Raw genomic sequence first — 21,952 nt, 5'->3', positions numbered from 1 at the left:
TAGTCACTGTTCTCCAATTTTAAAAGTGGAGAACTATACAAAGGATGATTATTTATGAAGCTTATTTACATAATTTACGATATATTATTACTGATATTATTCATGCTCTACCTACCGGTATTATTATATAAGATGATTGTCAAGGGCAAGTATCGAGAGGGGATCTTAGAGCGGTTTGGGTTTTTGGCTGCTGAAAAGATAGAGCAGTTTGAAGGTCAACCTACAATCTGGGTTCATGCTGTTTCAGTCGGGGAGACGGTGGCAGCGAGTGCGGTAGTAACCGAGGTCAAGGAGCGTTATCCTGAACATAAAATCTTATTTTCGACGGTGACTGATACTGGCCAAGGGATGGCACGCCAGATAGTTAAAGAGGCAGATGAGACGATCTATTTTCCGTTGGATTTTTCTTGGGTGGTTGGTAGAGCTTTGAGCAAGATCAACCCCGAAGTGGTGATCTTGACTGAGACTGAACTATGGCCAAACTTTATTAGATTGGCTAAGGAGAATGAAGCTAAGATTATGTTGGCTAATGGTCGAATCAGTGATAGTAGCTTTGCTGGTTATAAATATCTAGGGCCAATCCTAAAGGATATGCTGGCTAATGTCGATCTATTCAGTATGCAGTCCGAGCAGGATTTGGAGTATATCCAGAGCTTAGGTGCTGAACAGACTAAGGTTTATAATAATGGCAATACCAAATTTGATCAGGATTATGCCCAACCTGATTCCAGTAAGGAAGAGGAGCTTTATCAGGTCTTCAAGTTAAATAAAGAACAACCAATTTTGGTAGTTGGTAGTACCCATCCTAATGAAGAGGAGCAGTTACTTCCTCTCTATCAGAAATTAAAGGATGAGTTTCCTGAGTTAGTGATGATTTTAGCTCCACGCCATATCAAACGAGCAAGTGAAGTAGAGAGCTTATATCAGCAAGCAGGAATTAAGACGGTTTTACGAACTGAGATTGAGACTAGAGATCCCAGTCAAGATAGCGTGATCATCCTTGATACGATTGGGGAGTTGGCCCAGATTTATGGGATAGCTGATCTGGTCTTTGTTGGAGGTAGCTTGATCGAAAAGGGTGGACATAATATTTTAGAGCCAGCAGTTCATGGGAAGCTGGTATTTTTTGGCCCGTATATGTTCAACTTTAAGGCCAATACTCGTTTGGTACTTGATTATGGAGTAGGGATTCAAATAGAGGATGTAGCTGAGTTGACAGAAGAGATGCTCTATTATCTTAAGAATGAGGATGAATTAAAGAAGAAGGGTAGACAAGCTGTTCAGATGATCGAGGATAATCAAGGAGCAGCTGAGCGGAATGCAAAGTTGGTAAAGAAGATAATTGATAGTAAAGTGAGATTTGAAAGTGGGAGTGCTAATGCAATTAACAAAGAAGGATTATAATTCAAAAATTAAACTGTATTCTAATCAGAAATTGGATTTAGAGTTAGCAGAGAAGATAATTAACTATCTGTTTTATGGAGAAGAGGATAGAGGTGAAGAGTTTACATTAATTAAAAATGATAGAAAAGGAACTGAAGTTTTTAAATTAGATTTTAAGGGAGAAACTTATTATTTAAAAAAATATTTTTATAGAAAGACAATTAAAAGGGTAAAGAACTTGTTTAGAGAGGTTGAAGCAATTAGACATTTTAAGACGGCTAATAAGTTATTAGACTTTGATATTTCAACTATTAATCCTGTGTTAACTGTAACGTTTAAACGAAATTTATTTACTACTGATAATATTTTTGTTACTAAAGAATCTAAGGGAATTGATCTGTATAATTATCTTAAGAATTATAATTATAATTATAAAAATAGAAAGATTTTAATTAAAAGAATGGCAAAGTTATGGGCCAAGCTTTTGAACAATAATTTCTTACATCGTGACCCTACATTAGAAAATTTTTTAATTAATAAGGATTTAAGGTTAAGTTTAGTAGATATAGACCATCTGTATCATTTGCCAGTTTTATTTGAAAGCTTGATTATTGATGCATTAGTTAGATTTAATGCAGAAAGTTGTATTTACTTTGATAAAACTAATAGTAGGTTCTTAAGTAGAAAAGAGAGAGTATTATTTTTAACAGAATTAATTGAGGGTTATGAGTTTAAGTCGGATTATAAAACTATATTGAGTAGAATCAATCAAGGAACTATAAAAAAATTAATAAAATGGAATAGAGAAGATCTAGTTAATTACATAGAAGTTTAAAGTACATAATTTTTCTGTATACTTTAGGAGGAATCAAAATAATGAAGGCGGATAGAGATTTAAAAAAAGCTGTAGTTTTAAGTGATGGTAAACCAGGTCATCTTAATCAATCACTTGGTATAGCAGAACAGCTTAAGAATACAGAAGTGGAAGTAATTGAAATAGAATATAAAGCAAAATGGGTCGATTTGTTAACACGGTTAAGTGGAGTTATTAATAATTTCTTAAGATTTAATGTTAAGCTGGCTGAGCAAATATTAAAGTTAGCTTTACCAGAGCAAAAGTATAAGGAAATTATTGCTGTAGAGGCTGATTTAATTCTTTCAGCAGGTTCTTCAGTAGCTGCTCTTAATCTAATATTAAGCAAAGTAAAACAAGCAAAGGCAATTGTTTGCATGACACCAAGCTTAATTGGAACAAGATCTTTTGATTTAGCTATTGTGCCTAAGCATGACCAACCTCCTAAAAGGAAGAATATTATTCAAACTTATGGCGCTCCTAATCGTATTACATCTGATTTTATTAACCAAGAAGTAAGAAGATGGAATGAAATAAAAAAAGTTAATTTAACAGAGCTTAAATCACCATTGATTGGTTTAATGGTAGGAGGGAGCAATTCCTATTTTGATATTACAGTAGAGACGATTTCTTTATTATTAGATCAGATAATGGACTTTATCGCTACAAAAAATGGAGAAATCATTCTAACTACTTCTCGCAGGACACCTAAAGCAGTTGAGCAAGTACTAAAAGAACGATTAGCAAATCATAATAGATGTCGATTATTAATTATTGCTGATGAATGGGGAATAAATCCAGTGCCGATGATGTTAGGGGTTAGTGATTTAGTTGTTGTGACTGAAGATAGTGTTTCTATGGTTTCGGAGGCGGTTAGTGGTAATAGTCGAGTACTTGTTGCCGGACTTAATAAGAAAAAGAATAATCTACCTCGCTCACATCAGACACTTCAGTCTTTAGAAGAACAAAATTATATTAAATATTGTGAGTTAGCGAATTTAAGAGCTGGTCAGTTGACTGAATTAATGAAACAAGTTTATTTGAGCGATGGAGAAGAGAGATTATTACAGGATACTTATGTAGCAGCAAGAGAAATAGAGAAGAGATTTTATTAAATAAAACTATCAAAGAAGGAGTAATTAGATGAGAATCTTATTGACACTTCCTGCATTGAACAGTGGTGGGGTAGAAAGCCATATTTTTGATTTATCTCGAGCTTTAAAGAAGGCAGGTCACCATGTGGTTGTTGTTTCTGCTGGTGGAGAAAAGGTTGCTAAGTTGCAGGAGGCAGGAGTTGTTCACTATCAAAGAGAAGTCAAGCGTAAATCATTGCTGACAGCTATTCCTGCTATTTGGAAGCTGAAAGAAATTATCAGAGAGGAAGGTATCCAAGTTGTTCATGCCCATTCTCGGGTTCCTGCTTGGATAAGTTATTTTGCAACTAAAAAAATAGATGTTCCTTTCATTACAACAGCACATAGTCAGTATAGTATTCACCTTGGTAGTAGCATTATGGCTAAAGGTGAGAAGGTGATTGTAGTCAGTGATGGTGTGGCTCAACATTTGCAAGAAGGCTTTGATTTATCATCTGAAAGGATAGTACAAATTTCCCCAGGAATAGATATTAAGATGTTTAAAAAAGCAGATAGTTATAGAGCAGAAATCAGAAACGAATTGGATATCAGTGAAGATGAATTGGTTATAGGTAATGTTGCTCGATTGACTGAAGTTAAAGGGCATCAGTATTTACTTAAAGCACTAGCTATTCTACTTGATAAGTTAGAAGCTGAGTTGGTCTCAAAAGTTTGCTTATTAATTGTAGGGGATGGCTCCAAAAGAGAAGAACTTGAGGAACTTGTTAGAGAATTAGGTGTTGAAGAAAATGTTATCTTTACTGGAGCGAGCGAGGATGTTTCTAAAGTTTTATCAGCTATGGATTTGTTTGTACTGAGTTCTATTTCTGAAGGGTTGGGCTTGTCTGTTCTGGAAGCAATGGCTGCTCATAAGCCAGTAGTTATGACTAAAAGTGGTGGCTTAGCAGAAGAGATAACTGATGGTAAAGAAGCATTATTAGCAGAAATAAAGGATGAAACAGATTTAGCTGAAAAAATATATCAACTCTATCAGCAAAAAAAATTAAGAAAAAAGATAGCAGATGAAGGAAATAGATTTGTAACTAGAGAATTCTCAATTAATAGGATGGTTAATCAAACTTGTGATCTTTATCAAAGTTTGATTAACAAATAATATAAAATTAAGTGAGGGTTGGTTGTGGTTACAGATGATTTTAGGGTTGGGCAGAAAGAGATATCAATTTCATATCACAGAGAAGAATATAATGATCTAACCTTGTACCATACGGATAATGAAGTTTATTCAGTAAAGAGATTAATGGAGTTGGCTATCAAGTTTATACATATTGATGATTATCCCAATGTTGTACGGCAAGAAGAAGGTAGAGCTGTTTTTTTTGTAAAGGTTGATGGGAAAAGATTTTATTTTAAGAAATTTATTGCTTTTAAAAACATTAAGTCACGTGATCTGTTTAATCCATTGTCTTTAAGTTTGGCAACTAAAGCAGTTAAGAATTTTAAGGTGATGTTAATTTTAGATAAAATAGATCTTTCAACGTGCAATCCTATTTTAGCAATTAATTATCACAGAGGACTTTTAAGTAAAGATAGTATTTTAGTTATTCCAGAAATCAAAGGAGAGAATACAGAACAGATCTTAACTGCTCCTGATTATGATTATTCTGATAAGGAAAAGATTATAAATATGATATATAATATGGGTAATAAATTATATCAACATAGAATTTTTCATGGTGATTTTTATCCCAGAAATTTTATTTTTGATACAGAGCAGGAGCAACTATTTTTAATCGATCTGGATCGGGCAGTAGTTAATTGTAGAAGTCAGTTGATATTATTAAAGGATTTTTCAAAGTTAAACCGATATTTATTTAGAAATTTAATGCACCCTAAATTTTCTTTTCAACAAAAGGAAGAGGTGTTTGAGCAGTTTTCCATTTTTGTATCTGATTTTCTAGTTGAAAAGATGGATTTTAGCTCCAAGGAATTAAGGTATATTTTTAAAGGCGCAACTAAAAAAATCATTAATGATGAAAAACAGGAAGATCTAGCTTTATTTTATCGAGATTTCATTGATCAGTTTAAGAGTAATTTATAATCTAATGATTTGTTTTGGAGGTTTTTATGGAAGAGAAATATGATAAGATCAAGTATGATTCGAAGACCAATATTTTTATCAATCAAAATGCTAATTATCAGTTTCAGGAGATAAGGGATGAATTATTTGCTAGGTTAGAATTTCTTCAGGGTAGCCAATTTCACACTCAAAGGCGGCATAGAAAGGTAATTAAAACAGAATTACAGGATGAAGAAGTTTATATCAAGAGTTATTCTCCAACCCATACAGATAATTTTGGTGATAAGTTAAAGAATATAACCTTATTTAAGAGTACAGCACTGAAGGAGTTTGAAATCTTATTACGGTTAGAAGAGCTACAATTACCGGTTGTAAAACCATTAATAGTAGTAGAAAGGGAAGTCATACCTTTAGTTAAGGAGAGTATAATAGTTACTTTAGGTTGTCCTGGGATTGAAGCTAGAGAGGTTATTGCTTCTGAAGAATATGATTTCGATTTCAAAAGAAAAATCATGGAGCAGGCTTGTGATTATTTATTTAGGTTGCATAGTTTTGATATTGTTGATAGCGATTATAAATTCAGAAATTTATTATTTGTTGAATTAGAAGCTGAACAATTTAAGCTGGTCTTAATCGATAAGGAACGAGCCAAAATTAATTGCCAATCAAAACTGCTTAAGATAAAAGGTTGGGGGAAGTTTATTGCAAATTGGATTAATATGCTTGTGAACTCTTCTTCTCTAAATAATAAATTGGCTAAAGATGAATTAAATTATTATAGGAATAAAGTAATAAATAATTTATCAGTTAATTTTTTGGAAGAGAAACTCTTAAATTATTCAATTCATCGAAAATTAAAAGTAGAGGGTATTGTAGTTTAAGCAGCAACACCTTCTACTTTTTTATTGATAAAGGAATTAAGTTTTAGTTAGAAGATATATCTACTTCTGTTCCCCTAATCTTAGAGACAAAGAAACCTATTGTTGCTAATAAAAATGTCGTTGTTAGGGCTATACCGCGGTGGTGAATTGTTAAGTCAAATTGGAGATGTAAGCTTAATGCAGTAAGAGAGAAAATACTACCTAATAATAGGCCATTATTCTTAAAAACATCCTTTTTTATTAGCCGAAAAATTCCTTGTAGTAAGGAAAAACCAAACCAAAAGATTAAGGATAAGCCTATTAAACCTAATTCAGCAAAGGTCTGTAATAATAAATTATGACTGTGGTGTCTAAACTCTGTAGCTCCCTTTGGTGCATAATCGGGATATAATGGTCTGAAGCTGCCAATGCCTTGTCCTAAAATTGGTTGTTCACGGCCTATATCGAATGTTCCTTGCCAAATTTCCAGTCGGTTTGTATTTGATTCTAGACTGATTATTGATGTTGCTCTGGTAATAATATCTTCAGAAGCAAAAGAAGTAATAGCTATAACGACAATTAATATCAAGAGTAAAGAACGTTTGTCTTTTAAAAAGGCAAAGATAATTGAGCCCGCTGCTATACCGACCCAAGCACCTCTGGTCATGGTTAAAATAAGTGTAATAAATCCTGTAATAGAAGCAAGCAAGAAGAAGCTTCTAGCAAAGTTAGATAATTTCTTGTCAGTAGCTAAACCTAAAGCTAGTGGAGCTAAGAGTAAAAGATAAGTTGCTAAATGATTTGGATTAGAAAAGACTGATAACGCTCTTCTGGTTGTTATTCCAGCTATATATTCATAAAGTGCAATTGCTGAAATTATAAAAGATGCAAATAGAGTTATTTTATGAAAGAGCATCAGAGTTTTTTTTGTATCCAATATTTCATATAACATAATATATGATATTAATGCTTGAAAGATCATGCTCCAATATCTAATCCCATAATCAAAGTGTGTAGCATAGAGTAAGGAAAAAGTACTAAAAATTAATATAGCACTTAATTGTTTAATAAAAGGGATATTGAGCAGGTAATTAAGCTTATCTTCTTTCCTTTTTAGTTCTATAGACCAACCAATTAGGGAAATAAAGAGTCCTAGATAATGCAGTCCATTAAAAGCAGGGTAAAAGATTAATGCTAATAGTAATCCTATTTTTACTGTTAATTTCGCTTTAGAATCTTTTTTGTGAGTTAGATTTTTTTTTGTAATTGTTAATAAATTCATTAAGTTTATTCCCTCCATTTACTTTAATTAAATGTAACTATCTCTTATTAATTCTAGATAGTTGATTAATTTCCTGCTCTTTTTTAGAAGGGAATTATTTTTTTATATAGAAATAATTATTTTAACTTGTAACTTGTAAAAGGAGGGAAGATAGATGCTGAAAGAAATAAGGAAGAATTTAAAGTGGAAGTTGAAGTGGAAGAAATACAATTTTATCAGAAAATATATAGGGACTAATCATTCTCCTAAAGTAGTTACTGATGAAATAGATGATATATTGGTTTTAGCTCCACACCCTGATGATGGAGTGATTGGATGTGGAGGGACAATGGCTAAGTATATCAACTTGAATCAAGATTTGAATCTCAAAGTTATTTATATAACTGATGGTAGAAAAGCAGGAGAAGCTGATTCGGTTGAAAGGTTGATTACTAAAAGAAAGTCTGAGGCAGAAGCAGCTTTGAATAGTTTAGGGGTTAATGACTTTGAGTTTTTTGATATCAAAGATGGTAAAGTCTATAAAAATATAATTGAGATCAAGAGGAGATTGGAATCGATCTTGCCAAATTATAAACATATTTTCACTCCTTTTATTGAAGATGGTCATAAGGATCATCAATTTACTACTCTAGCTCTGTATCAAGTATTACAGGGGTTAAAGATAGAAAATATAAAAATTTGGAATTATGAAGTTTGGTCACCGACTATTCCAAATTCATTAATAGATATAACTGATAGTATTGAGCAGAAAAAGAGAGCGATATCTTTTCATGAATCACAATTAGAACTTGTAGATTATGTAGAAAAAATTGTTGGTTTAAATGCTTATCGTTCGATAAAATTAGATAAAGAGGTAAAGTTTTGCGAAGGTTTTTTGAAGTTAGATAAGGAAGCTTTTATCAATGTAGTAGAAGAATCAAGTTTTAGCTAAATTAAAAAATTGTTTAATTAAATATTGAAATAATGGCTAGAAATAAATGGTTGTTAGGAGTGAGTGATGAATGATTTATAATACAGAAAAGATGTCCCGAATTTTATTGATTAACTTAGGCTCAGCTAGTGAAGTTTTATTAACAACCCCTGCTCTTAGGATCTTAAGACAGATTGCTAGTGATAGCCAGTTAGTCTTTGTAGCTGAGAGTGAAGCTCAAGAAATAATCGGTACCAACTCTGATCTTGATGAAGTAATCATCAAAGATCAAGAAGAAGTCTTAGAAGTACATAAACAAGGTAAGACTACGATTGTTAACTCCTTTAAAGGATTGCTCAAAGAATTAAAGGGAAGGAAATTTGATCTTGTAATCGACTTTACTGGGAAGTTATCTACTGCGTTAACAGCAGTGGTAGCAGGAGGAAGGAAGGTTGGGTTAACTAGTGGTTTGCCTAGCATCTGTTATAATAATAAATTAGCTGCTGATCCCAATCAGTTTTTGGTAGACCAGTACTTACAGCTTTTGAGTGAGCTAGGAATTGAGCTAGCTAAGTATCAGACAGAGTTTAGGGTGCCGATTACTGCTAAGGAAGAGGAGTATATCGAGCGGTTGTTGGAGCGGTATCGGATTGGTGAGCAAGAGAGTCTAGTAGCGATCAATTTAGCTGATCAAGAGGGGCAGTTAAAGACATTACAAGCAGTTCAGCTAGGGGATTGGTTAGCTGAGAGGTATGAGCGGGTCTTATTATTGGGGACTAAGGAGCAACGAGAACAGGTGACTAAGGTTGTCAATAAGATGAAAGAACAAGCTCTTAATCTAGTCGGCAATCTGACTATTTTGGAGCTGGGGGCATTACTACAAGAGCTTGATCTCTTGATCACTCCTAATGGAATCTTAAGCCATTTGGCTGTAGTGCAAGAGAGTGCTGTTATATCTTTATTTGGCTCGGGAGAGCCTGGGAGGGTTGGCCCGTATCGAGGGAATAATTTGGTACTTAAAAGCTCTAGTGATGATTTAGAAGATATTGAGGTGGAGACGATTACGGGGTTTGTGGAGATGAACCTACTTGAAAAGCATTGAATAATGAATATTGAATACTGAATATTGAATAATGAGAAAAGCATTGAATAATGAAAAGCGGCCAACAGGGAATAATAAAAGCAATGAATAATTAATAGGAATAGTTAAAAATCAAAAGCTTAGAAATAAAGATCAAAAAATGCTGGCTAACAAGTAGAGGTGAACTCGTGTGTTCACCTTGAGATGATTAATTTATTATCTAGAAAGAAAATGGGTGTTAAGTATGTTTGGAGATGATTTAGAAAAGATAACCGATAAAATAAAATCGTATTTGCTGGAGAATTATGATGTTAAGTTGATTTATCTATTTGGATCTATCTTGACTTCTAATTTCACTGATGAGAGTGATATAGACATTGCGATCTTTGTAGAAGGGCTTGGTTTTGAACAAAGAATAGATATGATGTCTGATTTGGAGGGGCTTGTAGATAGGAAGGTTGATCTGGTTAATCTAACAGAGGTAGATGTCAATTTTGCTACTGAGATTATAGCAAGTGGTCAAAACATCTATGCTGTAGCCCAAGAGGTTAAAGAGGATTATGAGATGAAGATTTTAGCTAAGTATCTGACTTTAGAGGAAGATAGAAGGATTGTAATAGAAGAGATTTATAAAAGGGGTTCTGTTTATGGAAAGAGTAATCTTAAACAAGATTGAGTCGATTGAGCGGTGTATTAATAGGATAGAAGAAGTTTATTCTGAAGGTAGTTTGGATGATTATCTGTACCAAGATGCGATTGTTTTGAATCTACAACGAGCTTGCCAGCAGGCTATAGATCTAGGGATGTATCTGGTATCGAAGTTAGGGCTGGGTGTTCCTAAAAAGAGTAGAGAGGCTTTTGAATTATTAGAAGAGGAAGGGATAATCTCTGAAGAGGTAGCTGATAGATTACAGCGAATGGTTGGTTTTAGAAATATAGCGATCCATGAGTATCAGGAGTTGGATTTAGATATTTTGCGGAGTATTATTGAGAATAATCTGGATGATTTTTTGGATTATAATAGGGAGATTATAGAGTTTTTGAAGAGCCACTAGTAGGAAATTGCAATTTTAAAGCGATGATTTATCAGTGGCTCACGGAGAGTTTTTTGGTTTATAAAAACTCGGAGGTAGTGAATAGAGAATATTTAAAATTAGTTGACGGTTAACGGTTGACAGTTTACAGTTAAAGATCAAATTCAAAAGATTAAAGCCATGGAACCACTAATTGACACTAATCAAAAAGCAATTAATAGTTAATAATGAATAGTGAATAGTGAATAGTTCAGATCAAGAGCTTAAAGATAGTTAATCACTGACAATTTACAATATACAATTAAAGAGCAAGAGCATACAAACAATTGATAGTGGATAGAAAAAATCTAAGAGCTGATTTTTTTATCACGGAGGAGAGCTTAAATAGTAGTTTACAGTTAAGAGATCAAGAGCAATTGATACTAATAAAGAAGCTAGCAGGAATGCTATATGGTTTTGGTTTTAAACTATTAATTATTAGTTGTTAAATATTAACTGCTTTTAAGGGGGGGATTGAATGTGTAAGTATAATCCTAAGACAGATCTGGTCTTTAGGAAGTTGTTTGGCAGTGAGGATAATAAAGACTTACTGTTATCATTTATTAATGCTGTGCTTGATCGAGAACCTAGGATTAAAGATTTAGAGCTTAAAAATCCCTATAATATAGCAGATTATTTAAAGGGTAAGATGAGTATTCTCGATATTAAGGCTGTTGATGAGAAAGGGGTCTGGTATGATATAGAGATGCAGCTTGCTGAGCAGGGTGCTTATGGTAAGAGGGCGTTATATTATTGGAGTAAGGTCTATAGTAATCAAATTCAAAGGGCTGAAGATTATCGGGAGTTACGAAAGACGATTGGGATTCATCTGTTAGATTTTGATTATTTTGCTGATGAGAGGTATATCAGACAGGTGACTTTAAAAGATAATGAGACTGATCAATGCTATCAAGAGCTTGATTATCAGGAGTTATTTTTTATAGAGATGAGTAAGTTCGATAAGGATTTAAAGGAAGCAAGGACTGTGTTGGATCGCTGGATTACTTTTTTGAATAAGGCTTATGAGTATGATGAGAATAATATCCCTGCGGAGTTAAGAGAGGAAAGGGAGATTGAGGAAGCAATTAAGCGTTTAGAGAGAATGTATTTTGATGAGAAGGAACAGGAAGTCTATGAGGCGGAGAGAAAGTGGGTTATGGATAAGAAAGAGGAGATCAGAACGGCACAGGAAAGAAGTCTGAAAGAAGGAGAAAGAAAGAAAGCAATTAAGGTAGCAAGGGAGATGTTAAAGGATAATGAAAGTATAGAGAAGATAGTTAGATATACTGATTTAGCTAGGGAGGAAGTGGAGGAGTTAAAAAACATTTAATATTGAATACTGAATATTGAATAGTGGGAAGAGCATTGAATACTGAATATTTAATATTGAATAATTAGAGTCAAAACCTTAAAAATAGTTAATAACTAAAAGAGCAAGAGCTTAAGATCAAAAATAGTAAGGTAATCATTGTAGCGGTCAACTTTGTGTTGGCCCTTTTTTAAGCATATATATATCGACTTAAAGATGAGAAGGATTATTCAACCTTTAATGTTGATATTTTAAAAATCAAAAAGATGAATTAGAGGGAGGATTTTGAATTATAAACTTGAATTAGTTATAGTGAAGATAATCAAATTTCAAGGAATAAATGGTACTTTTTTCAATAAAATAGTCGAGTTGGAGGGAAAAGAGGATGGATAGTAGACATGAGTATGAAGCTGATATGGTAGAGATTGATTTACGGGAGTATATTGAAGTTTTGTTACAGAGGAAGAAAATGATTTTAGGGGTTTTTCTAGTAGCAGTGCTGATCAGTGCGGTTATTAGTTTTTTTATGCTAGAGCCAATCTATCAGACAGAGGCGACGATCAGTTTGAGTAATCAAGCAGGGAGTTATTCAGAGTCGGATAATGCTCGACAAATGTTGAGAAGTTTGGAATATTTTGATAGAATAAATAGGAAGTTTGAATTAGGACTGACTCAAAATCAGCTTAATAGTTTGAGAAATAATCTAGAGATAGATATAACTGAGGTAGGTTTAAATAATGCTCAGAAGTTAGAAGGAGATAATCTGTCATTATATATGTTTAGAGGAGGAATTTTAGATCTTAGTTTGCAGAGTAAGGAACCACAGCAGGCTAAGTCGATTTTCGATGGCTTAATTGAGTTATTTGAGATGGAGAGTAAGCAGCGTTTTGAAGAGAATCAAGATAGGATAGAGAGCAATTTACAAGAGGTTGAGGGAAGAATTGCTGAGTTAGAAAGAGAGATCCAGGAACGAGAAGAGAGAATAGGGATGTTGTTGGAGGCTGAGGATCTTTCTACGACTGAAAAGGTTATTTTGAGTAATGATTTTAGTGGCCGGATGAGAGATTTAGAGGAAGTGAAGCTCTCTTTGTTTGAACAAAAGTATGAAATTCAAGAAGAGTTAGGTGATATGGAAGAGATGCGAGTGCTTAATCAACCGTTTGTTCCGGACGATCCTGTAGCGCCAAATAAGAAGCTCAATCTAGCGATTGCGGGAGTGTTAGGGTTGATGCTTGGGGTTTTTGTGGCGTTTGCGAAGGAGTTTTGGGATGACAGCATTTAATATTAGTAGTTGACGGTTGACAGTTTACAGTTGACAGTTAAAGATCAAGTCCTTAAGATCAAAGTCTTAAATGTATAATTCAACACTTTTTAGAAATAATAAACAATAAATAAATTTCTAAGGAGTGAGTTTAGTGGCTAAAGAGAATAGCATTGTCTATAATAGAGCTTTTGACTTTTCAGTTAGGATAGTGAAATTATATAAGTATTTATGTGATGAAAAGAGGGAGTATGATTTAGCTAAGCAGATATTACGTTCTGGAACCAGTATTGCTGCAAATATTAGAGAAGGGATTGAAGGGCAGAGCAGGAAAGATTTTATTGCTAAACTATCTATTTCTTTAAAAGAAGCAGCTGAAACAGAGTATTGGTTAGAATTATTTAATGCTACTGAGATTTTAGAAGAGAAATTTACTGATTCGATGTTAACTGATGTAGAAATATTAATTAAGATGCTCAATAATATATTAAAGACTACTAAGGAATCAATAAAGTGATGATAGTTTATAGTTGAAATTTCAAAGAAAAGGAATGGTTTGTAATGATTTTATGTTTTTAACCGTCAACCGTAAACGGTCAACTGTCAACTAACGAAAAGGGTGATGGCGATTACATAAATTTAACTTGAGAGAAGTTATAATCGAAGGTGGATGGCTGATAGATGTTTTTTTGGGGGAAAGGATGTTTATCTTTGGCCAAGCTTTTAAGAGAGTTTGCTTGAGCAATGATAAGTATCTTTTTTAGCTATTTTAAGACTTATGGAAGTTTGTGAGAAGTAAGGGTATGGTACAGCATATGGTTGATACAGTTTCTGCTTTGGAGCTTGTACATAATATAGCAGCAATTCTGCAATGACAGTCTTAACGACGGAGGTTGCTGATCCGACAGGTTATGGTAGGATAGTTAGGGATGATAATGGTTAGCTTGCAAGGATAGTTGAAGAGAAGGATACAAGCTCTCAAGAGGCTAAGATAAATGAGATCAATACTGGAATTTGTGCTTTTGATAGTCAGTATTACTTGAAAATCTGACTGAACTTGAAGCTGATAATGCTCAAGGGGAGTATTATTTGACCGATTTGGTCGGTATTTTGGTTGAAAAGGGAGAGCGAGTCAGTGCTTTATTGACACCTGATCAGCAAGAGACGATTGGGGTTAAATAGTAGAAGGCATTTGGCTAAGGCAGAAAAGACCTTAAGAAAGAGAATCTGTAATTATAATCTGGATAGAGGAGTTACGATTATCGATCCTGATAACTTACATAGATGCTGAGGTCAAGATTTGAATAGTAATTTAGTTGAGGACAATTACATTTGAAAGAAAAATTATATTTCAAGGAGATACTTGTATGAATAATAATAAGAATAGTCAAAGTGATAAGAAAAGTTTAACTCATAGTACTCTAGATGGATTGTTATGGATGGTATCTGGTGCAGGAGTAAAAAAGATATTTAAATTTTTAGTGACAGTTGTATTAGCTAGATTATTAACTCCAGAAGATTTTGGATTGGTTGGGATTGCAGGTGTAGTAATAGGTTTTTCTAAAATATTTTATCAAATAGGAATTGGACCAGCTTTAGTTCAACGTTCTGAAGTCACTGAAAAACATTTAAGAACTGGATTTATTTTTTCATTTATATTATCTTTATTAATAAGTGGTATTATAGTAATATCTGCTCCGTTGATAGCTCAATTCTTTCAGGAAGAAAGGCTTATTTCTATTTTAAGAATTTTATCTATTTCTTTTATTATTCGTAGTTTTTCGGTAGTATCTTCATCACTTTTAAATAGAAGGCTAAAATTTGATAGACTTGCTCAGATAGATGCTATTGCTTATGCTATTGGTTATTGCTTAGTTGGAGTAGTCCTTGGATTATTAGATTTTGGAGTATGGGCTTTAGTAGGTGCAGATCTTGCTAAAACAAGTCTAAAAGTTTTATTACTTTTCATGTCAGTTCCATATTCTTTAATACCTAAGTTTAATTTTAAAGCCCTTAAAGATTTATTATATTTTGGGACAGGTTTTACATTAGGACGAGTTTTTGAATATTTTGCTCTTAAAGGTGACTATTTTGTAATTGGTCGTTTGCTTGGTTCAGGAGCTTTAGGATTATATGAACGTGCTTATCAATTAATGGCTTCTGGTGCGGAAGCTTTTGCACAGGTATTGAATAGAATTTTATTCCCTACAATGTCTAAATTGAAAGATGATCCTAAACGATTATTATTAGTATATAGACGTACAGTTGCTTTAGTATCATTATTTGTATTACCAATAAGCTTAGTTATGTTTGTTTTAGCTCCAGAAATAATCAGAGTTGTTTTAGGAGAAAACTGGAGTGGAGCCATTATTCCATTTAGGTTTTTTTCAATTGGAATGTTATTTAGGACAAGTTATAGATTAAGCTACTCTCTTGCTCAAGCAGCTGGTGCAGTTTATGGTAAAGCCTTTAGACAGGCTGTTTATGGCATTTTAATAGTTGTGGGGACTTTTATTGGTCATTATTGGGGGATTAATGGAGTAGCTTTTGGAGTAGTAATAGCTTTATTTATAAACTTTATGTATATGGCTCAGCTAAGCTTAAAGTTAGTTGATATAGATTGGAATACTTTTTTTAGAATTCATTTTCCTGGAGTTAAGTTAGCTATATTTGTGGGGGTAGAGTCATGGTTTTTAGTTTTATTATTTAGAAGTATATTGTCTTTTGATTTGGGTGTTATTTTGTCTGTTGGTATTGTAGTTATGTTAAGTATATTATTATTGATTAAATTTACTTCTAATTATATTTTAGGTGAAGATGGATTATGGTTAATAAAAACATTAGGTGATTATTTGCCTGATAAGTTTATTATAGCTAATAAGGTTTTAAAAAGTATTACTTAGAATTTAAAGTATAATTTACTTAAGAAAGGACTTATCAATTTATGTATAAACTAGATGATATTTTAGAGAAATTAGATCTAGAGGTGATTAATAAAACTAAAGTTAGTAAGGCTAGTTATATACTAGAAACTAAAGAAGAGAAGTTTTTGTTAAAATATGTAGCACCTAAAAAAGGTATATTGCAAACTATTTCACGTTTTTTTATAGGAAATAGTTTATCTTTTAAATCTGAGGTTATGACTTATAAAGAATTAATTAAAAATAAATTTAAATATTTTAATTACCCATCTTTATTAGAGACAGATCCTGAAAGCTATATTTTAACTCAATATATTTCTAATAGTTCTTATATATCTGATATAAGTGATATATCATCAGATAATTTGATTTTATCCTTATTAGAGTTTCAAACTTTTGATTTACAATTAAATTATTCTTTTTTGGAAAATAAGATGGTTAATTTAACAAGAAAACCAAGTTGGAAGATTATCCAATTTGGTTTGTTTAAGACTGAGTCACAATTTAACTTATTTACCATTTTGAAGATGATTTATGTAGTATTAATGTGTAATTTGCTTCAAGATAAAAATAAAGATTATTTATTAATTCATAATGACTTATTTGGTTCTAATTTTTTTTCTAATAATATGTTCGAGTGTAAAGATAAAATTTATTATTGTGATTTTGAAAGTATTGTTAAGGAAAAAAAGTGGTTTTTGATAGATATAATTGATTTAGCTTTAGATATAGAAGAGAAAATAAAAATTAATGCAGATTTAATAGCTAAATATTTATTTGAATTAAAGAAAAACAAAATTATAAATGTTCCATTACAATTAAAATGTCAAATTAGAATAGCACTTTTAAGGAGAATTATTCAAATAATAGCCTCTAAAAAACAAGATCCTGAACAAATAAAAATAGCAACTGATTTTTTAAATAATATCTTATTAAATGAGAGGAAATATAATAACTGGTTTAAGAAAGAAATATATGAATCAGTTAGTAAATAAAATTGAGGTGAGATGATGAATGTTGAGAAAAAGAAAGAATATAAATTTATGATTATTGGATCTTTTTCAGGAAGTAATTTTGGTGATAGTCTAGTTTTATATTCTATGATTAATGCAGTTAAAAATGAGTTTGATGCTAAAGTTTCCTTTGTTGTTCCATCAAGCAGGCCAAATGAATGTTCAAAAATTTTATCTTCTTTTGATACTAATATTAAATATATTGATATAAATATGAAATGTAATTTAACATATAGATTTTTTGGTTCAAAAGTTTTGTCTGAAATAAAGAATGTAGATGCCATAATAACGACTGCAGGTATTTTTTTTGATTATAAATTATTTGATCCTAGATATAATTTTATATTATCACTAACACCTGTATTAATGCTAGCACAAATGCTAGGAAAAAAGGTGTTTGGTTTAGGGGTAGGAGTAACTGCTCCTAATGGTTTTTTAGGTTCTAAAGTTTTGAAAAAAATTTTAAATGAGCATGATTATTTAGCTTTGCGAGATAAATATTCATTAAATGTATCTAAGCAACTTAGTATAAATACTGTTTCGGATCAAATTTGTGATATAGCACATAGTTTTTTTAAAAATAATAAATTAAAACAGAATAACAAGAAAAGTAACTATATTGGAGTCAATTTAGCTAAAACTGGAAACAAATATAATAATAAGGTTGGTAATTTGATAATTGGAAATAAGTATATTAATTTAATGAGTAATTTTTTAAGTGAGATTTCAAGAAAAACAGGTAAAAAAATATTTTTTATTGCAACGACTAAATCTGATGATAAAATACACAAAAAAATAAAAGAAAAAAATGAAAATTATTGTGTAGGTTCTTTATTATTAAAAAGTTCAGATCCATATAAGGAATTAAAAAAAATCCCTCCTTTAGATCTATTTATTGGATCTAGGATGCATGCATGTATCATATCTACTAATTTAGGAATTCCAACTATAAATTTAGCGTATCATCCTAAAACAGAAGCTTATATGAAAAGTATTGATTTAGAAGAGTGGATTTTATATTTTAGTGAAGTTGAAAATTCTATTTCAAAAGCGACTAAAAAAATTTTAAAGGCAATTAATTTTAAAGATACTATATGCAATAAAATGGAAAATGAATTGATTGATTCAAGGAATAATGCTACTAATTCAGTAAAGAAAATGAAAACTTATTTGTTAGATGATCAGAATAATATTGATAAGGTGACAAAATAATGAAAAAGATAATAATTTTTATTCCATATTTAATATGTGGTGGAGCACAAAGAGTTGTAATTAATTTATTAAAAGGTTTTGATAAGTTAGAATTTGATTTAACTTTAATAGTAGTAGATAAAGAAGGTCTATTTTCATTTCAAATTTCAGAAGAAGTACAATTTATTGAACTTGAAAAGGACAGGGTTTTGACTTCAGTATTTGAATTAGCTAAAATTTTTAAAGAACAGAATCCAGATATAATATTTTCTCATTTGAATTATGCCAATATAATAGCAGTTATGGCAGCTAAATTGGCTAGAGTTAAGTCTAAAATTATCGTAACTGAACATAGCAATTATTTAGCTGGAAAGAAAAAAAATAAAATTAGAAAAAAATTTTTTGATTTTTTATTAAAGATGACTTATAAACTTACAGATAAAATAGTAACTGTTTCTGATGGAGTAGCAAAGAGTTTAAAACTAGCAGGATTTGAAGGGGAAAAATATGATTTTAAAACCATATATAATCCAATTGTAACTACGGAATTATTTGAAAAGAAAAATAATGAAGTAAAACATAGTTGGATAAATAACCCTGATATTAAAGTAATAATAGCAGTAGGCAATCTAAGAGAAGCAAAGGATTATCCTACTTTAATTAAATCTTTTTCAATTGCAAAGAAAAAAGTTAATAATTTAAAATTAATTGTTTTGGGAGAAGGAAAAAAAAGAAAAGAGTTAGAGAAATTAATTAGTGAGTTAGAATTAAATGATGATATTGAGCTAATAGGTTTTGTAGATAATCCTTTTGCATATATGTCGAAAGCAGATCTTTTTGTTCTTTCTTCACAGTGGGAAGGATTTGGAAATGTAATTGTTGAAGCAATGGCTTGTGGTTGTCCGGTTATATCAACTGACTGTCCTTATGGGCCTAATGAAATAATTGATAATGGTGAGAATGGTATATTAACTTCTGTTGGAAATGAAAAAGAAATAGCAGAGAAAATAATATTATTACTAACAAATGAAGATTTAAGAATAAATATTCGTATGAACGGATTAAAAAGAGCAAAAGATTTTAAAGTAAGAAAGATTACAAATAAATATAAAAATCTTTTTGATGAAATAATTTAAATAAAATTCCCTAGTAATGTTAGGTGATGATAATTTATGAATAAAATATTAAGGTATGCATATATATTAGCTTTAATTATTATTTTTATAGGTGGAAAATCTTTACAAGGAGTTAGAAATTTAGGAATAAATGTTTTTGATTTAATATCAGTAGTATTAATTTTTCTATTAATTATAAAAATTATGTTTAATCCTAAAATTATTATATCGAAAATATCATTAAACTCAATTTTACTTAGTTTAATATATATAATATTATTGATATTGCTACCATTGTTAGGAGTGATAGTATATAATTATCCAATTTATTATATTTATGAATCTATTAGATGGTTTCAATTTATTATATTATTTTTTACTTCATTAGTAATTTATAATAGCGATAGTAAAAAGAAACTTTTTTTTGAAGATGTTGATAAAGCATTAAAAGTTTCAATTTTACTAAACTTATTTATTTTTATTTTTCAATTTGCTCATTATTCTGGTATAATATCTAATTCAGCTATATTAGACTTTTGGTTCCGTAGACAGACAACAGGATGGTATAGTTATGGATATCATATTGGTAGGTTTAGTGGTGCATTTAATGGTCCTTCTGGATTAGGAATTATTTCTACATTATCTACTGGATTTTATTTTTATGAAATTTTGAACAAAAGAAAAGTAAATAAAAGATCGGATTATTTATATTTAATAATTTCAATTATACTTTTATTTGCCTCCGGTACTAGAACATCTATAATAGCTATTATTATTATTATTTTAATTATTCAAAGCAAAGTTTTTAAAGATAATATGATCAATAGATATGTTTTAAGCAATATTATTAAGATTTTTGGAACTATTATTATATTATTTATTATTAATATAAGAAATTTTAATTTAGGAAGATTAGGTTCTTCTTCTGAACGTTATGTACAAATGTATTATTCTTTAATTGGTCAAATTACTTTTCAAGAAGCTTCAGGTAGGACTGGAAGATGGCTAAATGCAATTGAAGAAGCATTTACTGAATATTCTTCTGTATTTGGTACTTTAGCTAATCCTTCTTGGGTTCTTGATTCATCTACTATTGATTCGTATTATATCACTTTGCTTTCTCAAGGAGGAATTTTATTAATTCCTATTTTTATATTAACTTTATTATATTCATTTTATTTATTAATTAAGTATAAGAATAATTTTTATAGTATTCATATATTAGGTATTATTTGTTTATTTATAATTATTATACACTCTATAAATCAAAATTTTATGAGTGGGCTTATAGGAAGAGGAATATTTACAATGTTAATTACTTGTAATGCTTTTTTATACAGTTTAAAAAATGATTTGGGTTATAATTTATAGTTAATTGATTTTATATTTAGGGGTGAAATAAATGAATCAAAAGCCTAAAGTTTTACATGTTTTGAATACTTTTAATTTGAGTTCTGGACCAGGAGAAAGAGCTTTAGCAATAAATTCTGATAAATTTGATGTTACTATTTGTTCATATTACAGTATTGAAGATGATATTAATTTTTTACTTAAAGATACTAAGAAAAAAATAATTTCTTTAGACGCTAAGAAAAAAATTGATATAAAAACTTGGTTAAAACTCAAAAGACTAATTAAAAAAGAGAGCTTTGACATTATACATACTCATCATCATTTGACAGGTTTGATAGCAAGAGTTTTAAACTTTTTTAGTTCGTCTTCAATAAAAATTCACAGTTTTGGAAATAGATATGATAGTTTTTCTGTGTTGGCACGTTTAGCTCATAATTTAACATTTTGGCTTGAAGACGGGATGATTTCTGTTTCTAGAGGAGTTAGAAAATCCTTTAATAAGTTAGAAGAATTTTTAATAAAAGATAAATCCTATATAGTATATAACGGTGTAGATATAGAAAAAATTGAGCATACAAAAGTTGATAAGCAATTAGAAAAGAAAAAACTAAGAAATAAAGCTGATGAATTTCTAATAGGAAGTATAGGAAGGTTGATACCCCAAAAGAACCAGAAAACTCTTATTGAGGCCTTTGCTCGAGTAAAAAAGAGCAATTCTGGAGTCAAACTAGTGATTATTGGTAAAGGCAGATTAGAAGAAGATTTAAAACAGTTTGCTACCGAGTTAGGAGTCTTAGAAGATATTATATTTACCGGTTATATTGAACGAAAAAAAGTCTACAAAATTTTATATTCTTTGGATTTATTTGTAATGACTTCATTATGGGAGGGGTTTAGTGCAGTAGTATTACAGGCTATGGCAACTAATAACCCTCTTATATTAACAGATATTCCATCTTTTAGAGAAGCAATAAATGATGGGTATTCAGGGAGGATTGTACCAATTAAAAATTCAGAAATTTTAGCAGAAACAATGGAAGAAATTATTAATAATCCCAAAGTAGCATTAAATTATGCTAAAAATGCTAAAAAAACAGTAAAAAAAAATTATACAATAGAAAAAACTGCTCAAAGATATGAAGAATTATATTATAAATTATTAGAGTAATTTTTTAT

At 30.7% G+C, this 21,952-nt stretch carries 20 protein-coding genes; 19 read left to right on the top strand and 1 reads right to left on the bottom strand.

Translation table 11 applies throughout. The annotated features are described in order from the left end of the window. Positions 1–54 precede the first annotated feature (54 nt). From MWH28_RS02955 to MWH28_RS02930, 6 genes are read left to right on the top strand one after another with little or no spacing between them, the layout of a single operon-like run. Entirely contained in the window at positions 55–1,404 is a 1,350-nt protein-coding gene (locus tag MWH28_RS02955) for a 3-deoxy-D-manno-octulosonic acid transferase (protein ID WP_248617787.1), read from the top strand. After that, positions 1,379–2,218: a lipopolysaccharide kinase InaA family protein gene (locus MWH28_RS02950; RefSeq protein WP_248617786.1), complete on the top strand. Its 840-nt coding sequence runs from the start codon at positions 1,379–1,381 to the stop codon at positions 2,216–2,218. The genes MWH28_RS02955 and MWH28_RS02950 overlap by 26 nt, the downstream gene beginning before the upstream one ends. 41 nt (positions 2,219–2,259) lie before the next feature. Beyond that, positions 2,260–3,351 (top strand): mitochondrial fission ELM1 family protein, encoded by a 1,092-nt coding sequence (locus tag MWH28_RS02945; RefSeq protein ID WP_248617785.1) that lies wholly within the window; start codon positions 2,260–2,262, stop codon positions 3,349–3,351. A gap of 28 nt (positions 3,352–3,379) precedes the next feature. Continuing rightward, entirely contained in the window at positions 3,380–4,483 is a 1,104-nt protein-coding gene (locus MWH28_RS02940; protein ID WP_248617784.1) for a glycosyltransferase family 4 protein, read from the top strand. A 24-nt stretch (positions 4,484–4,507) separates the two neighbouring features. Further along, entirely contained in the window at positions 4,508–5,428 is a 921-nt protein-coding gene (locus tag MWH28_RS02935; RefSeq protein ID WP_248617782.1) for a lipopolysaccharide kinase InaA family protein, read from the top strand. 26 nt (positions 5,429–5,454) lie between these two features. Further along, positions 5,455–6,288, top strand: coding sequence for a lipopolysaccharide kinase InaA family protein (locus MWH28_RS02930; protein ID WP_248617781.1), 834 nt, complete (start codon positions 5,455–5,457; stop codon positions 6,286–6,288). Positions 6,289–6,331: 43 nt separating this feature from the next. Here MWH28_RS02930 and MWH28_RS02925 read toward each other — a convergent pair whose 3' ends face one another. Next, positions 6,332–7,549 (bottom strand): O-antigen ligase family protein, encoded by a 1,218-nt coding sequence (locus tag MWH28_RS02925; protein ID WP_248617780.1) that lies wholly within the window; start codon positions 7,547–7,549, stop codon positions 6,332–6,334. 154 nt (positions 7,550–7,703) lie between these two features. Between MWH28_RS02925 and MWH28_RS02920 the strand changes: the two genes are divergently transcribed. The 13 genes from MWH28_RS02920 to MWH28_RS02860 all read left to right on the top strand — a co-directional run bounded on the left by MWH28_RS02920 (position 7,704) and on the right by MWH28_RS02860 (position 21,944). Then, a complete protein-coding gene (locus tag MWH28_RS02920; RefSeq protein WP_248617779.1) occupies positions 7,704–8,480 on the top strand; it encodes a PIG-L deacetylase family protein in 777 nt (258 codons plus the stop codon). A gap of 70 nt (positions 8,481–8,550) precedes the next feature. Then, entirely contained in the window at positions 8,551–9,561 is a 1,011-nt protein-coding gene (locus MWH28_RS02915) for a glycosyltransferase family 9 protein (protein WP_248617778.1), read from the top strand. Between the two features lie 223 nt (positions 9,562–9,784). Then, on the top strand, positions 9,785–10,216 hold the full coding sequence (gene mntA / locus MWH28_RS02910) for a type VII toxin-antitoxin system MntA family adenylyltransferase antitoxin (RefSeq protein WP_248617777.1): 432 nt from the start codon (positions 9,785–9,787) through the stop codon (positions 10,214–10,216). Continuing rightward, positions 10,188–10,595 carry a type VII toxin-antitoxin system HepT family RNase toxin gene (gene hepT, locus MWH28_RS02905; protein WP_248617776.1) on the top strand — a complete coding sequence of 136 codons (408 nt, stop codon included), beginning with the start codon at positions 10,188–10,190 and terminating at the stop codon, positions 10,593–10,595. Before mntA ends, hepT begins: the two co-directional genes overlap by 29 nt. Before the next feature lie 496 nt (positions 10,596–11,091). Further along, positions 11,092–11,943, top strand: coding sequence for an Rpn family recombination-promoting nuclease/putative transposase (locus tag MWH28_RS02900; protein ID WP_248617775.1), 852 nt, complete (start codon positions 11,092–11,094; stop codon positions 11,941–11,943). Between the two features lie 364 nt (positions 11,944–12,307). Continuing rightward, the gene (locus MWH28_RS02895) at positions 12,308–13,204 is read left to right on the top strand and encodes a YveK family protein (protein ID WP_248617774.1); all 897 of its coding nucleotides are present in this window, start codon (positions 12,308–12,310) and stop codon (positions 13,202–13,204) included. 133 nt (positions 13,205–13,337) lie between these two features. Continuing rightward, the gene (locus MWH28_RS02890) at positions 13,338–13,700 is read left to right on the top strand and encodes a four helix bundle protein (RefSeq protein ID WP_248617773.1); all 363 of its coding nucleotides are present in this window, start codon (positions 13,338–13,340) and stop codon (positions 13,698–13,700) included. Positions 13,701–14,550: 850 nt separating this feature from the next. Beyond that, positions 14,551–16,086, top strand: coding sequence for a lipopolysaccharide biosynthesis protein (locus tag MWH28_RS02885; protein ID WP_248617772.1), 1,536 nt, complete (start codon positions 14,551–14,553; stop codon positions 16,084–16,086). Positions 16,087–16,127: 41 nt separating this feature from the next. Beyond that, positions 16,128–17,099 carry a hypothetical protein gene (locus MWH28_RS02880; protein ID WP_248617771.1) on the top strand — a complete coding sequence of 324 codons (972 nt, stop codon included), beginning with the start codon at positions 16,128–16,130 and terminating at the stop codon, positions 17,097–17,099. A gap of 15 nt (positions 17,100–17,114) precedes the next feature. Beyond that, entirely contained in the window at positions 17,115–18,329 is a 1,215-nt protein-coding gene (locus MWH28_RS02875; RefSeq protein ID WP_248617769.1) for a polysaccharide pyruvyl transferase family protein, read from the top strand. After that, positions 18,329–19,444 (top strand): glycosyltransferase, encoded by a 1,116-nt coding sequence (locus MWH28_RS02870; RefSeq protein ID WP_248617767.1) that lies wholly within the window; start codon positions 18,329–18,331, stop codon positions 19,442–19,444. The genes MWH28_RS02875 and MWH28_RS02870 overlap by 1 nt, the downstream gene beginning before the upstream one ends. 36 nt (positions 19,445–19,480) lie before the next feature. Beyond that, positions 19,481–20,794, top strand: a complete 1,314-nt coding sequence (locus MWH28_RS02865; protein ID WP_248617766.1) for a hypothetical protein — start codon at positions 19,481–19,483, stop codon at positions 20,792–20,794. Positions 20,795–20,825: 31 nt separating this feature from the next. Next, on the top strand, positions 20,826–21,944 hold the full coding sequence (locus tag MWH28_RS02860; protein WP_248617764.1) for a glycosyltransferase family 4 protein: 1,119 nt from the start codon (positions 20,826–20,828) through the stop codon (positions 21,942–21,944). Positions 21,945–21,952: the final 8 nt, after the last annotated feature.

This window comes from Natroniella sulfidigena, from assembly GCF_023223645.1.
GTDB classification, from domain to species: Bacteria; Bacillota; Halanaerobiia; order Halobacteroidales; family Halobacteroidaceae; genus Natroniella; species Natroniella sulfidigena.
Note: the sequence above shows the minus strand (reverse complement) of the source record. Positions and strands in the feature narration are given on the sequence as shown.

Coding starts and splice junctions, on each gene's coding strand:
- MWH28_RS02940 (WP_248617784.1), top strand. CDS start 3,380: ATGAGAATCTTATTGACACTTCCTGCATTGAACAGTGGTGGGGTAGAA.
- hepT (WP_248617776.1), top strand. CDS start 10,188: ATGGAAAGAGTAATCTTAAACAAGATTGAGTCGATTGAGCGGTGTATT.
- MWH28_RS02955 (WP_248617787.1), top strand. CDS start 55: ATGAAGCTTATTTACATAATTTACGATATATTATTACTGATATTATTC.
- MWH28_RS02900 (WP_248617775.1), top strand. CDS start 11,092: ATGTGTAAGTATAATCCTAAGACAGATCTGGTCTTTAGGAAGTTGTTT.
- MWH28_RS02880 (WP_248617771.1), top strand. CDS start 16,128: ATGTATAAACTAGATGATATTTTAGAGAAATTAGATCTAGAGGTGATT.
- MWH28_RS02915 (WP_248617778.1), top strand. CDS start 8,551: ATGATTTATAATACAGAAAAGATGTCCCGAATTTTATTGATTAACTTA.
- MWH28_RS02925 (WP_248617780.1), bottom strand. CDS start 7,549: ATGAATTTATTAACAATTACAAAAAAAAATCTAACTCACAAAAAAGAT.
- MWH28_RS02930 (WP_248617781.1), top strand. CDS start 5,455: ATGGAAGAGAAATATGATAAGATCAAGTATGATTCGAAGACCAATATT.
- MWH28_RS02950 (WP_248617786.1), top strand. CDS start 1,379: ATGCAATTAACAAAGAAGGATTATAATTCAAAAATTAAACTGTATTCT.
- MWH28_RS02875 (WP_248617769.1), top strand. CDS start 17,115: ATGAATGTTGAGAAAAAGAAAGAATATAAATTTATGATTATTGGATCT.
- MWH28_RS02895 (WP_248617774.1), top strand. CDS start 12,308: ATGGATAGTAGACATGAGTATGAAGCTGATATGGTAGAGATTGATTTA.
- MWH28_RS02920 (WP_248617779.1), top strand. CDS start 7,704: ATGCTGAAAGAAATAAGGAAGAATTTAAAGTGGAAGTTGAAGTGGAAG.
- MWH28_RS02945 (WP_248617785.1), top strand. CDS start 2,260: ATGAAGGCGGATAGAGATTTAAAAAAAGCTGTAGTTTTAAGTGATGGT.
- MWH28_RS02885 (WP_248617772.1), top strand. CDS start 14,551: ATGAATAATAATAAGAATAGTCAAAGTGATAAGAAAAGTTTAACTCAT.
- MWH28_RS02865 (WP_248617766.1), top strand. CDS start 19,481: ATGAATAAAATATTAAGGTATGCATATATATTAGCTTTAATTATTATT.
- MWH28_RS02860 (WP_248617764.1), top strand. CDS start 20,826: ATGAATCAAAAGCCTAAAGTTTTACATGTTTTGAATACTTTTAATTTG.
- mntA (WP_248617777.1), top strand. CDS start 9,785: ATGTTTGGAGATGATTTAGAAAAGATAACCGATAAAATAAAATCGTAT.
- MWH28_RS02870 (WP_248617767.1), top strand. CDS start 18,329: ATGAAAAAGATAATAATTTTTATTCCATATTTAATATGTGGTGGAGCA.